Annotated in this window: 11 protein-coding genes; 6 read left to right on the top strand and 5 right to left on the bottom strand. The window is 69.0% G+C overall.

Going from position 1 to position 11943, the window contains the following annotated elements; translation table 11 throughout:
* Nucleotides 1-126: 126 nt before the first annotated feature.
* Nucleotides 127-1239 carry a phosphate ABC transporter substrate-binding protein PstS gene (gene pstS / locus EV380_RS14675; RefSeq protein ID WP_423219030.1) on the bottom strand — a complete coding sequence of 371 codons (1113 nt, stop codon included), beginning with the start codon at nucleotides 1237-1239 and terminating at the stop codon, nucleotides 127-129.
* A 172-nt stretch (nucleotides 1240-1411) separates the two neighbouring features.
* On the opposite strand from pstS, the gene EV380_RS14670 reads away from it, so the two are divergent.
* From EV380_RS14670 to EV380_RS14655, 4 genes are all read left to right on the top strand, one after another.
* Nucleotides 1412-2533, top strand: coding sequence for an FUSC family protein (locus EV380_RS14670; RefSeq protein WP_130451738.1), 1122 nt, complete (start codon nucleotides 1412-1414; stop codon nucleotides 2531-2533).
* 29 nt (nucleotides 2534-2562) lie between these two features.
* On the top strand, nucleotides 2563-3939 hold the full coding sequence (gene radA, locus EV380_RS14665; RefSeq protein WP_130451737.1) for a DNA repair protein RadA: 1377 nt from the start codon (nucleotides 2563-2565) through the stop codon (nucleotides 3937-3939).
* Between the two features lie 69 nt (nucleotides 3940-4008).
* A complete protein-coding gene (disA, locus tag EV380_RS14660) occupies nucleotides 4009-5085 on the top strand; it encodes a DNA integrity scanning diadenylate cyclase DisA (protein WP_130451736.1) in 1077 nt (358 codons plus the stop codon).
* A 182-nt stretch (nucleotides 5086-5267) separates the two neighbouring features.
* Nucleotides 5268-7205 (top strand): HNH endonuclease signature motif containing protein, encoded by a 1938-nt coding sequence (locus EV380_RS14655; protein ID WP_130451735.1) that lies wholly within the window; start codon nucleotides 5268-5270, stop codon nucleotides 7203-7205.
* Between the two features lie 126 nt (nucleotides 7206-7331).
* On the opposite strand, the gene EV380_RS14650 is transcribed toward EV380_RS14655, so the two are convergent.
* From EV380_RS14650 to EV380_RS14640, 3 genes are read right to left on the bottom strand one after another with little or no spacing between them, the layout of a single operon-like run.
* On the bottom strand, nucleotides 7332-7718 hold the full coding sequence (locus tag EV380_RS14650) for a VOC family protein (RefSeq protein ID WP_130451734.1): 387 nt from the start codon (nucleotides 7716-7718) through the stop codon (nucleotides 7332-7334).
* Nucleotides 7715-8008: an ArsR/SmtB family transcription factor gene (locus EV380_RS14645; protein ID WP_102160421.1), complete on the bottom strand. Its 294-nt coding sequence runs from the start codon at nucleotides 8006-8008 to the stop codon at nucleotides 7715-7717. Before EV380_RS14645 ends, EV380_RS14650 begins: the two co-directional genes overlap by 4 nt.
* 49 nt (nucleotides 8009-8057) lie before the next feature.
* On the bottom strand, nucleotides 8058-8720 hold the full coding sequence (locus tag EV380_RS14640; RefSeq protein ID WP_130451733.1) for a hypothetical protein: 663 nt from the start codon (nucleotides 8718-8720) through the stop codon (nucleotides 8058-8060).
* Between the two features lie 62 nt (nucleotides 8721-8782).
* Between EV380_RS14640 and EV380_RS14635 the strand changes: the two genes are divergently transcribed.
* Nucleotides 8783-9748 (top strand): HhH-GPD family protein, encoded by a 966-nt coding sequence (locus tag EV380_RS14635; RefSeq protein WP_423219029.1) that lies wholly within the window; start codon nucleotides 8783-8785, stop codon nucleotides 9746-9748.
* Nucleotides 9749-9779: 31 nt separating this feature from the next.
* On the opposite strand, the gene EV380_RS14630 is transcribed toward EV380_RS14635, so the two are convergent.
* Entirely contained in the window at nucleotides 9780-10127 is a 348-nt protein-coding gene (locus EV380_RS14630; protein WP_130451732.1) for a zinc ribbon domain-containing protein YjdM, read from the bottom strand.
* Nucleotides 10128-10449: 322 nt separating this feature from the next.
* On the opposite strand from EV380_RS14630, the gene EV380_RS14625 reads away from it, so the two are divergent.
* Nucleotides 10450-11880, top strand: a complete 1431-nt coding sequence (locus EV380_RS14625; RefSeq protein ID WP_130451731.1) for an APC family permease — start codon at nucleotides 10450-10452, stop codon at nucleotides 11878-11880.
* Nucleotides 11881-11943 lie beyond the last annotated feature (63 nt).

The raw sequence follows: 11943 nt of genomic DNA, 5'->3' as shown, positions 1-11943 counted from the left end.
TCAGAGGGACCGGCCCATAGGGCCCGGGTCCTACACTACTGCGCGCACGGAATGGCCTCCGTGGCGGAGGGACTGCCGCGGAGACCATTCGTGCGTGAGGCGCTCGGCGTCGGAATGACCGCTTGCTTAGCCTTGGACGCCGATTCCGGAGATGGACTCGAGTGCGCGCTCGCGGAGCGACTCGGAGATCGGGGCGTTGCCAGCGGAGCCTTCGGCGGTCGACTGGCCGTCTTCGGAGACCACGTACTCGGCGAAGGCCTTGACCAGGTCAGCAGTCTCCTGGTCGGCGTAGTCGTTGCAGTAGATGTGGTACGACACGAGGACGATCGGGTAGGTGCCGGCCTCATCCGTATCGCGGTCCAGCTCGACAGCCATGTCGTTCTCAGCGGCGCCCTCGACCGGGTTGGCGTTCTCAACAGCCTTGGAGGCGGCCTCGGCCGAGTACGGGACGTACTCGTCGCCGACCTTGACGGCCACCGTGCCCAGATCGCCGACTGCGGAGGCGTCGGAGTAGGTGATGGCACCATCGGTGGCGGTGACCTGGCCGACGACGCCCTGCGTGCCCTGGGCGTTCTCGGCCACGATCTCCTCCGGCCAGTCCTCGACGACGTCGTAGGTCCAGTTCTCGGGTGCGGCCGCGGCGAGATAATCCGTGAAGTTCTCGGTAGTGCCCGAGGAGTCGGCGCGGTGAACCACAGTGATCGGCGTGTCGGGCAGCTCAACGCCGTCGTTCTGGGAGGCGATGGCCTCGTCGTCCCAGGTGGTGATCTCGCCGGTGAAAATCGCGGCGATGGTCTCGGCATCGAGGTTCAGGGTGTCGACACCCTCCAGGTTGAAGGCCACGGCGACCGGGGAGATGTAACCCGGGATGTGGAAGGCGCCGTTCGGCCCGCACTGGTCCTGCGAGGACTCGAGCTCCTCGGCGTCCATCGCGGCGTCGGAGCCGGCGAAGACGTACTGGCCGGCGAGGAAGCCCTCGCGACCGGAACCGGAGCCGACCGGGTTGTACTGAACGGTGGCACCGGCCTGGACGCCGCGGAAACCGTCGACCCAGGCGGTCATGGCTGCTTCCTGCGAGGAGGCGCCGCCGCCGCTGATGGTGCCGGACAGCTCGCCGCCGCCTGCGGCAGCGCTCTCGCCGCCGTCGGCCGTCGGGTTGTTCGAGCCGCCACAGGCGGACAGTGCCAGTGCTGCAACGGACAGGACTACTGCAGACTTGGCGAAGCTGAGCTTCTTCACGTGCATTCCCCTTGGATGATTGGGTTCTAATCAGGACCGCTCTCGAAACTAGGGCCCCGAGGTAAAGCCCCCGACCGTTAAAGGTGAACGGAAGGTTAACGGCACTTGCATCTTCCACCTTTGGAGACGCAGATCACACGAAACCCCTGCATGCGAGACTATACGTGTGGGAATGTCCGAACATCTAGGCCGCAGCGCGCGCTTCACCCAGCGCCGCGCACGAGTCGGTGTGCTGCGCGTGAGGTCCTCGGCCTGGAAGATCCTGCAGATCACAGTGTGCGCCGTGGGCGCCTACTGGATCGCCGAGGAACTACTCGGCCACGAAGGGCCCCTATTCGCCGCGACGAGCGCCATGATCGCCCTCGGTTTCGGCCACGATACACACTTGCGCCGCACCCTCGAGGTCGCCGGCGGCTGCACTTTGGGGATCCTCGTCGGTGACCTGCTGGTGCACGCGGTGGGCTCAGGGCTGTGGCAGGCCGCCGTCGTCGTGCTGATCTCCTTGATCATCGCGAGGTTCCTGGACTCCGGAACGATCTTCAGCACCCAGCTGGGACTCCAGTCCCTACTCGTCGTGCTCCTGCCGGCGCCGGACGGCGGCGTCTTCACGCGCAGCGCCGACGCCGTCGTCGGCGGGCTGTTCGCGCTGCTGATCGCCGTCCTGACGCCGCGCAATCCGCGGCACGAGCCCGCGACCCAACTCGAGAGCCTGCTCGACGAATTCGCCGCGGTCCTGCGGGAGAGTGCGACGGCGGTGCGCACCTTCGATTCGACCCTCGCGTGGCACGCCCTCGTGCGGGCACGCGGCACGCAGAAGCGCGTCGACGAATTGCCCGTCATGCTGCGCGGGGCCAAGGAGATCGCGACGATGTCGCCCGCTTATCGTGGGCAGCGCGGCGAACTCAAGCGGATCGCGCGCGTCGCCGAGCAGACCGACCTCGCCGTGCGCAACGTGCGGGTCATCGCGCGCAGACTCGCCGCGGCGATCACCCACGGGGCCGTGGGGACCGCCGACGCGGAAGCGCTGTCGACCTACTTCGACTCGCTGGCCGACGCGATCACCCCGCTCAGGGCGTCGATCGCGGAGACGAGCGCCGCCGCGCGGTCGCGGGCCGAGCACGCGGCGCGCGTCGAGCTGGCCGCCTGCGCGGCCGAGCTGGATCCGCGCGAGTTCGGGGTCACGGGCCTCGAATGCGAATCGCTCGTCATGATCCTGCGGCCGATGACCGTGGACCTGCTGGAGGCCGCAGGCCTCGACCACGAGGAGGCACGCGGCTATCTGCCGAGGCTCTAATGCGGGTGGCAGCGGCTAGAGTCGGGGCCATGGCGAGCAAGACATCATCACGCGGCAAGACCCCCGGATACCGCTGCGCCGAGTGCGGCTGGACCACCGTGAAGTGGGTCGGCCGCTGCGGCGAATGCCAAGCGTGGGGCAGCATCGGCGACAACGGCCCGGTCGGCGCCCGGACCCAGGCCGCGTCGGTGGCCGAACCGGCTCCGATCATCGCCGACGTCGACGCCTCCGCCGCGCAGTTCCGGCCCACCTACGTCGGCGAACTCGATCGCGTGCTCGGCGGCGGCCTCGTGCCCGGGGCGGTGATCCTCCTCGCCGGCGAGCCCGGCGTCGGCAAGTCGACCCTGCTGCTCGACGTCGCGTCGCGGGCAGCCGTCAGCGGCAACCGCGTCCTCTACGTCACGGGCGAGGAGTCGGCGGCGCAGGTCAAGCTCCGTGCGGACCGGATCGGCGCCATCGCGGACACCCTGCACCTGACGGCCGAGACCGACCTGGCGCAGGCTCTGGGGCAGGTCGAGGCGCTGTCTCCGGACGTGCTCATCGTCGACTCCGTGCAGACCCTCTCCTCCACAGAGGTCGACGGCGCCGCCGGGGGCGTGACCCAGATCCGCGAGGTCGCTTCGTCGCTCATCAGCGCGGCGAAGAAGCGGAACATGACCGCGATCCTCGTCGGCCACGTGACCAAGGAGGGCTCGATCGCGGGGCCCCGCCTGCTCGAGCACCTCGTCGACGTCGTGTGCCAGTTCGACGGCGAGCGGCACTCCCGCCTGCGCCTACTGCGGGCGATCAAGAACCGCTACGGCCCGACGGACGAGGTCGGCTGCTTCGACCTGACGGAGAACGGCATCATCGGCCTCGCCGATCCGAGCGGCCTGTTCATCGCCGGCACGGAACAGCAGGTCTCCGGCACCTGTGTCACCGTCTCGCTGGAGGGGCGCCGTCCCCTCCTCGCCGAGATCCAGGCGCTGGTCTCCCCCACCTCCGGCGGACAGGCACGGCGCTCGGTCACCGGCCTCGACAGCTCGCGCATGTCGATGCTGCTGGCGGTCCTGCAGGCGCGCGCCAGCGTATTCCTCATGGAACGGGACACCTACGTCGCGACCGTCGGCGGCGTGAAACTCACGGAACCGGCGGTCGACCTGGCTGCCGCGATGGCGCTGGCCAGCGCCTACGCCGATCAACCCCTGTCGCGCAGGCTCGTGACCTTCGGGGAAGTCGGCCTCGCGGGCGAGGTCCGGCGGGTGCCCGAGATCTCGCGGCGCCTCCATGAGGCCGAACGGCTCGGCTTCACCCACGCGATCGTGCCGCCGAGCCCAGAGCCCCTCACGGGCATCCCCAGTGGCTTCAAAGTCCGAGAGGTCACCACTCTGGCCGAGGCCCTGCAGACCGTATTCCCGAGGAAGTAGGCCACCCGCCGTCGTCGTACGGGGCATAAACTGGGCTGACCACTCACCACCGCCGCAGAGGAACCCTCCATGACCAAGAGCCCCGAAGACGCGCTCCGCGCGACGCTGGCCCGCGTCGCGCCCGGAACCCAGCTGCGGGACGGGCTGGAGCGGATCCTGCGCGGGCGCACGGGCGGCCTGATCGTCCTCGGGTTCGACAAGACAGTGGACTCCATCTGCTCCGGCGGATTCGACATCAACATCCATTTCTCCCCCACCCGCCTGCGCGAGCTCGCGAAGATGGACGGCGCCATCGTGTGCGACAAGGACTCCTCCAACATCCTGCGTGCCGCAGTGCAGCTGGTTCCGGACCACACGATCCCGACGCAGGAATCGGGCACCCGCCACCGCACCGCCGAGCGCGTCGCCATCCAGACGGGCTTCCCGGTCATCTCCGTCTCGCAGTCCATGCAGACGATCGCGATCTACGTCCAGGGGATCCGCCACGTCCTTGAGGGCTCGGAGCCGATCCTCGCCCGGGCGAACCAGGCGCTCGCCACCCTCGAGCGGTACCGGATGCGACTCGATCAGGTCACGAGCCAGCTCTCATCGCTGGAGATCGAGGCCATGGTCACCGTGCGCGACGTCGCCGTCGTCCTCCAGCGCCAGGAGATGGTCCGGCGCATCTCGGAGGAGATCGCCCAGTACGTGCTCGAGCTCGGCGTCGACGGCCGCCTGCTGTCCCTCCAGCTCGACGAGCTCACGGCCGGCCTCGGCCCGGGCAGCGACATCCTGCTCAAGGACTACTCCAAGAACGGCACGACGGCGGAGGCCATCGACGTCGCCCTGTCGAAGCTGCGCCACTTCTCATCAGCGGAGATCATCGACCTGAACAAGATCGCGGTAGTCCTCGGGTGCAGCGCCCACCCCGACACCCTCGAGTCGCCCCTGCGTCCCAAAGGCCACCGTCTACTCGCGGGCATCAAGGCGCTCCCCCGGGCGGTCGCCGGCCGACTCGTGGAGAACTTCGACGACCTGCAGAAGCTGATGGCCGCCGACATCACCGACCTGATGCACGTGGACGGCATCGGCGAGCAGCGAGCCAGGACCGTCCGGGAGAATCTCTCGAAGGTCGCGGAGTCGAGCCTGCTCGACCGTTTCTCCTGACCCGGTCAACCACCGCGACACCTCGCAACACCCCGTCCCTCCACCCCCGCTACAGCCCGCGGATCAAGGTCCCGCGGAGCCCGGCCGCAGGGCCTCGCACTCTCTGTCCACAAATCGAATACATCTTCCAAAAGTACCCACAGCCCATACTACAAATCGCTGTCCTGTACTAAAATAGAGGCATGGCCATCACGCACCCCACGGAGACCCCCGCCGCCGCTTCCGGCGCCGCGGGCCGGGTCCGCGAGGCCGCCGAGCACCTGACCGGACTCTGCCCCGAGGTCGGGTCCCTGAGTGACGCGGACCTCGTGCACGCCGCGGGTGCGGTCGAGGCCCTGGGCCGGCTCGTCGACGCCCTGCGCGTACGTGCCGCCGGGGAGATCGAGGACCGCTCCAGTCAGGGTCTGGGTGAGGACCGGCTTTCGGCCCGGTACGGGTGCCGGACCGGTAGTGAGCTGCTCGAGCGTCTCACCGGCGCCCCGGGGCGCGAGGTCCGCCGCCGGGCCGGACTGGACGCGCGGACCCGGGCCGGTGTCTCATTGACCGGTGAAGAGCTTCCCGCGCGGTTCCCCGACATCGCGGACGCCCTGCACGCCGGGAGCCTGGGCATCGAGACCGCGGAACTGCTCACCGGGATGCTTACCCGCGTCGGCCCGCGGGCGGACCCGGGTGCGGCGGCCGCGGCCGAGGCGGCGCTCGTGGCCACCGCCACCGCCACCACCGGAAGAGACTTCGCGACACAGGACTCGGCGGCCGATGCCGACGACAGCTCCAGCAGCGGCCCGGACGACGGCACCGGCACTCCGGACGGCTCCACCGACAAAGGCGCCGGCGGGATGCCGGCGGCGACGTTCGCGGAGGTCAAGATCCACTCCCAGGTCTGGGAAGCGCACCTGGATCAGGACGGACCCGATCCCGAGGCCACCCGTGCCGCCGCACGCCGCGGCCTGACTCTCGGGTCGGCCCGGGACGGGCTGATCCCTGTCCGCGGGAACTTGATGCCCGAAACCGCCGCCCAACTCACCCGGCTCCTCGCGGCGTATCTGAATCCCGCGGCCCGCCACCACGGCACCGACCCGAACCCAGAAACCCACGCCGGCGCTACCGGCGCTGAGGATGCTGCAGCCACGCACGGCGGCGCGGACGGCGACAATGTCGCCGGTTCCGAAGCCGCAGGTGAGGCCAGCACTGCTGGCGGCACTACTGCTGAGACCGGCACGACCTCCGGGACGCCGGCGGTCGTGGATGAGCGCACGCCCGCGCAGAAACGCCACGACGTACTCGCCTCCATCCTCACCGCTGCCGCCCGCTCCGCCGAAACCCCAACACTGGGCGGGGACGCCGCGACCCTGCTCGTGCACATCACCGCCGAAGACCTCACCGATCCGGCCGGGAGCGCGACCCTGGACGGCATCGACATCCCCGCAACCGCCCGGATCGCCCACCGCATCGCGTGCGCCGGGGCCGTGCAGAAAGTCCTCTTCGACCGTGCTGGCCGCATCGTGGCCCTCGGGACGAAGGAACGAGTCTTCAACGCCCACCAGCGCCGGGCCATCACGGCCCGTGACGGCGGGTGCGTGATCCCCGGGTGCACGATCCCGGCCTCCTGGTGCGAAATCCACCACGTGCACGCGCACGCCGAGGACGGTCCGACGCACACCGACAACGGAGTGCTGCTCTGCTGGTTCCACCACCACCACCTCGAAAACTCCGGCTGGGACATCAGCATCACCGACGGAGTCCCACACGTGAAAGCACCACCCTGGTACGACCCGACCGGCACATACCGCCCAACAGTCAACGTCCTCACCCGCCGCGGCCGACACCACCGACCCGAACCACCACCACCAGTGGCACCCGAAGCCAAGACCACACCGAAACGGGACGTGCTACCGGACTCTGCCCCGAACACGAGACCTGCAGTGGACACGGGAACGAGCGCGGGCGGCAGCGACGAGAACAGCCCGCCGGGCTGGAACCCGAGCGAGACCGCACGCCCCTTCACGCTCGAAGAAGGCTCCCCGACCCGCTGGGACCCTGCCACAGGGCGGAGCCTCGAAGAGGCCGCCGAGGAACGCCGGCGACGATGGAACGCAGCAGACGACGAACCACCCTGGTGAACCCTCCGGAACTGCAGTAGCGCATCGGGAACCGCGGAGCCGCCGCGACCGAGTGCGGTCAAGGACGCTGGAACAGGTCGAGATCCGGCGAGCCCACCAGAGCGACGCCGAGGACGCCGACTCGGACTAGTTGACGTGGATGATCTGCACGAGATTGCCGCAGGTATCGTCGAAGACGGCAGTCGTGGCCGGGCCCATCGTCAGCGGATCCTGGGTGAACTTGACCCCCAGGCCTTTGAGCCGCTCGAACTCGGCCTCCACATCGTCCACGGCGAACGAGACGACCGGGATGCCATCGGCGGCAAGCGCCTCCTGGTATTGGCGTGCGGCAGGGTGACGATTGGGCTCGAGCAGAACCTCCGGCCCGTCCTGCTCGTCCGGAGCGACGACGGTGAGCCACCGGTCCGCGCCGAGCGGGATGTCGTGCCGCTTCACGAAATCGAGGACGTCCGTGTAGAAGCGGAGGGCCGCCTCCTGGTCCTCGACGAAAACGCTCAACTGGTGAATTCTCATGCTTCTCCTCCTGGCTTCGGAGGCCGCAGCCACCGAGTGGCCAGGGTCTCGAGGGGTTCGATATTCAGGTCGTGGAACTTGTATCGGCCACTGCGACGAGTGCGGACCAGGCCAGCCTCCTCGAGGACCGCCAGGTGCTGGCTGACGCCCTGTCGTGACAGATCGAGGCCGTGCTTGGAGACCAGACGAGTACACAGCTCGAAAAGCGTCTGCCCGTCGCGTTCGACGAGTTCGTCCAGAATGCAGCGGCGAGTCGGGTCAGCCAAGGCCTTGAAGACGTCTCCTGCCATGGCCCGAGATTATGCAAGTATGTGCTTGCCTGTCAATGGGTGGCGGCGACTACTGAAGCTCGAAGACGGCGACACTGGACTCGCGGTTCCCGAGCTTCGCCTGAAAGAGGTACGTGCCCGGTCGCGGCTTCGCCGACACGGCCTGGCAGCCCGGTGCGCTGCGTTCGCGCTCCCACGTGAAACGGGCCGTCTCCTGCTGCCCGGGCTTCAAGGTGATGTGCAGATCCGCCGGATCCGCGAGGCAGTCGGCGGTCGAGAAGATGCGGTCTGCGGTGGACGTCGCAGTGTCCTTGCCGCTTGTGACCAGGAACTCCTGCTCCCCCGTGCCGACGTTGACCTCGCAGTCGAATCCGCCCGAATTCTCCACGGTCATGACCAGCACCGGGTTCTCCTCGGGCCCGTACCTCCGCTGCTCGGTCGAAGCCTTCACAACGACGTCGCGCGGCTGGCAGCTCGTCGGTTCCTCCGTCGACTCCGGGCTCTTCGAGGCGCCCGCACCGTCACCCTCCGACGGCGATCCGTCGTCGCCTCCGCCGCCTTCAGGCGGGTTGGCCGTCACGTCCGGGTCCGCTGTCGTCGCAGCGCGAAGCGCACCGACCGCGGCGATGGATCCCCAGACGATGAGGCCGACGACAACGAGCATCGCGAGCAGCACGACCAGGCGCCGGCGGCGGTAGACGGCCGGGCTGGATCGACGACGAGGGGTTGGCATGCTGCAAGCGTATAACCGCGCGGCCGGTGAGCGCGGAACGCGCGCCGCGTTAGGGTATTCGGGTGCAGAAGACAACCCTGACCCCCGCCCCTGCCGACCTGCACCGGCTGCACACGCAGATAACGCACTGGTTCGACGTCCACGGGCGCGACCTGCCCTGGCGGCGCCCCGAGGCCGGCGCGTGGGGCGTGATGGTCAGCGAATACATGCTGCAGCAGACCCCGGTCGTGCGCGTGTTGCCGGTGTGGCACGAGTGGATGGAGCGCTGGCCGACGCCCGCGGATCTCGCGGCGGAGCCGTCCGGCGAGGCGCTGCGCGCGTGGGGCAAGCTCGGCTATCCGCGGCGAGCTCTGCGCCTGCACGCGGCGGCCCAGCGGATCGTCGAGGACCACGACGGCGAAGTCCCCGGCTCGTTCGACGAACTCATCTCGCTGCCCGGAGTCGGCGACTACACGGCCGCCGCGATCGCGTGCTTCGCGTTCGGTGCCCCGGAAACCGTCGTCGACACCAACATCCGCCGCGTGCACGCCCGCGCCATCACCGGCAATGCCCTACCCGAACCCAGCTACACCGCCGCCGAAGCGCGCCTCGCGGCGGCGCTCATGCCACCGCGCGACGCGGCGGACCCGCGACTTCCCGGCCCGTGGGGCGAGTACGACGACGGCGCGCTCGCGTGTCGCTGGAACGCCGCGGTCATGGAGCTGGGCGCGCTGGTGTGCACGGCGCGAAACCCGAAGTGCGACGCGTGCCCGGTGGCGTCGTCCTGCGCGTGGATCGAGGCCGGCCAGCCGGCCCCGCACTACACGCCGAAGGGCCAGCCGTGGGCCGGCACGGACCGGCAGGTGCGCGGGGCGTTCATGGCGGTGCTCCGCGGGGCGGATGCCCCCTTGGGTCGGGACGAGCTGGTGGCCGCCGACGTCGTGCTCGCGACGGACGCGAAGGCCGACCAGCTGGAGCGGTGTCTGGCGTCGCTGCTCGCGGACGGGCTGGCCCACGAGGGCGCGCACGGAATCAGCTTGCCGCACTGACGCCCCGCAGGTCAGATGATCCTCGCAGGGCTCAGATCTTCTTGACGATGGACGACTTGAGTTCCATCGGCCCGAACCCGTCCACCTTGGCCGCGATGTCGTGATCGCCGCTGCCGTCGACGAGCCGGATGTTCCGGACCTTGGTGCCCGCCTTCAGCGCACTCTGCGCTCCTTTGACCTTCATGGTCTTGACGATCGAGACCGTGTCCCCGTCGGCGAGGACGTTGCCGACGGCGTCCTTGACCACGCGCTCCGACTCGGCGGCCGTTTCAGCCTCCGGGCTCCACTCGTGGGCGCACTCGGGGCAGACCAGGAGAGCGCCCATCTCGTAGGTGTAGGCGCCGCGGCACTCCGGGCAGGGCGGAAGCGAATCGCTCATGGTCTTCTTTCTCGGACGGACGTCGAGCCGGCAGGAGCCCGTAGGACCAGCCAATTCTACGGGCTGCCGACCGGGCTTCACCTGACGACGAGGTCCGCGGTCGTCAGGTTGTCGCAAGTCGCGATCAGCGCGTGCCCGTCGTCGACGCGGATGGTCACGAGAGGGCCGGGCGCGCCCGTACCGGAGCCCGCCGCGTAACAAAGCGGACGCAAGAGCGACGTTGCCCTTGTCCGCCCCATCAGGGTGCGAAAATCTTCCCCCAGCCAGCATCGCTGTCGGCAACGGATCCGTCGTCGCAGCTCAGACACGGAAAGGCCACCCCATGAGCAGTACCGAGCCGCGCACGCTCGCGAAGTCCCTTGGAAACATCGACGCCCTCGCGCTCGGGTTCGGAGCCATGATCGGCTTCGGCTGGGTGGTGCTGACCGGCGGCTGGCTCGAGAGCGCCGGAACGCTCGGGGCGACGGCCGCAATGCTCGTCGGCGGTGGAATCATGGCCGTCGTCGGCCTGACCTACGCCGAGCTCACGGGCTCCATGCCGAAGGCCGGCGGCGAGCACAACTTCATCCTCCGGGCACTCGGGCCACGCCCCTCGTTCATCGGCTCCTGGGGCATCACCGGCGGCTACGTCACGATCGTGGCGTTCGAGGCGGTGGCCCTTCCACGCACGGTCGAGTACATCTTCCCGGGCGTCAGCCAGATCCCCCTGTGGACGGTCGCGGGATTCGAGGTCCATCTGACGTGGGCGCTCGTCGGGGTGGCGGCGGCCGTGGCCCTGACGTGGATCAACATCCGCGGCGCCAAACAGGCCGGTGTGGTCCAGACGTTCACAGTCCTGTTCCTGCTGATCATCGGGTTGCTCCTGATCTTCGGCTCGTTCGCCGGCGGCGAAGCGCAGAACATGCAGCCACTCTTCAGCGGCGGGATGGCCGGATTCTTCGCGGTGCTCGTGGCCGTGCCGTTCCTCTTCATCGGCTTCGACGTGATCCCCCAGTCCGCTGAGGAGGTCAACATCCCGGCGCGCAGGATCGGTGCGCTCGTGGTCCTGTCCGTCGTACTCGCGACCGCCTGGTACGTCATGGTGGTCCTGACGACGTCGACGGCGATGCCCGCGGCGGATCTCGCCGGAGCCGACATCGCGACGGCGGACGCGTTCGGCGCGATGTTCGGTTCCGCGTTCATGTCGAAAGTCATGATCGCCGGCGGCATCGCCGGCATCCTCACCTCATGGAACTCCCTCCTGCTCGGCGCCTCGCGCCTCATCTACTCGCTGGCGCGCAGCGGCATGCTGCCCGAGTGGTTCGCCGACCTGCACCCCAAATACCGCACACCGTACAAGGCGCTGATGTTCATCGGCGGCATCTCGATGCTGGCCCCGTTCTTCGGGGCACAGATGCTCGGCTGGCTCGTCGACTCCGGCGCGCCGAGCATCATCGTGGCCTACTTCCTGGTCTCGGTGACGTTCCTGGTGCTGCGACGACGCGAACCAGGGATGGACCGCCCACTGCGCATCGGTGGTGTCGGCCGCGGAGGCGAGGCCATCGGCTGGATCTCGGTCATCCTCACTGCAGCCCTTTTCAGCCTCTACATGCCCGGCATGCCGGCCTCGCTCACGTGGGAGCCGTGGCTGATCTTCGCCGTGTGGTGGGCGCTCGGCGCCGTATTCTTCTTCCGCGTCCCCGCGGGCATCACTCCGGGCGTGGATGCCGAGGAGAAGGTTCTCGCCGCCGTGCGCACCCGCAACGCGCGCTAGGAGGCGAACGCCACGACGAGGCCTGGTGGTCGTCCGCTAGGCTTCCAGAGGTACTGCGGCCAC

Origin of the sequence: Zhihengliuella halotolerans, from assembly GCF_004217565.1 — a bacterium.
GTDB lineage: Bacteria > Actinomycetota > Actinomycetes > Actinomycetales > Micrococcaceae > Zhihengliuella > Zhihengliuella halotolerans.
This window is presented reverse-complemented; position numbering and strand designations above follow the sequence as displayed.

Coding starts and splice junctions, on each gene's coding strand:
- EV380_RS14670 (WP_130451738.1), top strand. CDS start 1,412: ATGTCCGAACATCTAGGCCGCAGCGCGCGCTTCACCCAGCGCCGCGCA.
- radA (WP_130451737.1), top strand. CDS start 2,563: ATGGCGAGCAAGACATCATCACGCGGCAAGACCCCCGGATACCGCTGC.
- disA (WP_130451736.1), top strand. CDS start 4,009: ATGACCAAGAGCCCCGAAGACGCGCTCCGCGCGACGCTGGCCCGCGTC.
- EV380_RS14655 (WP_130451735.1), top strand. CDS start 5,268: ATGGCCATCACGCACCCCACGGAGACCCCCGCCGCCGCTTCCGGCGCC.
- EV380_RS14650 (WP_130451734.1), bottom strand. CDS start 7,718: ATGAGAATTCACCAGTTGAGCGTTTTCGTCGAGGACCAGGAGGCGGCC.
- EV380_RS14645 (WP_102160421.1), bottom strand. CDS start 8,008: ATGGCAGGAGACGTCTTCAAGGCCTTGGCTGACCCGACTCGCCGCTGC.
- EV380_RS14640 (WP_130451733.1), bottom strand. CDS start 8,720: ATGCCAACCCCTCGTCGTCGATCCAGCCCGGCCGTCTACCGCCGCCGG.
- EV380_RS14630 (WP_130451732.1), bottom strand. CDS start 10,127: ATGAGCGATTCGCTTCCGCCCTGCCCGGAGTGCCGCGGCGCCTACACC.
- EV380_RS14625 (WP_130451731.1), top strand. CDS start 10,450: ATGAGCAGTACCGAGCCGCGCACGCTCGCGAAGTCCCTTGGAAACATC.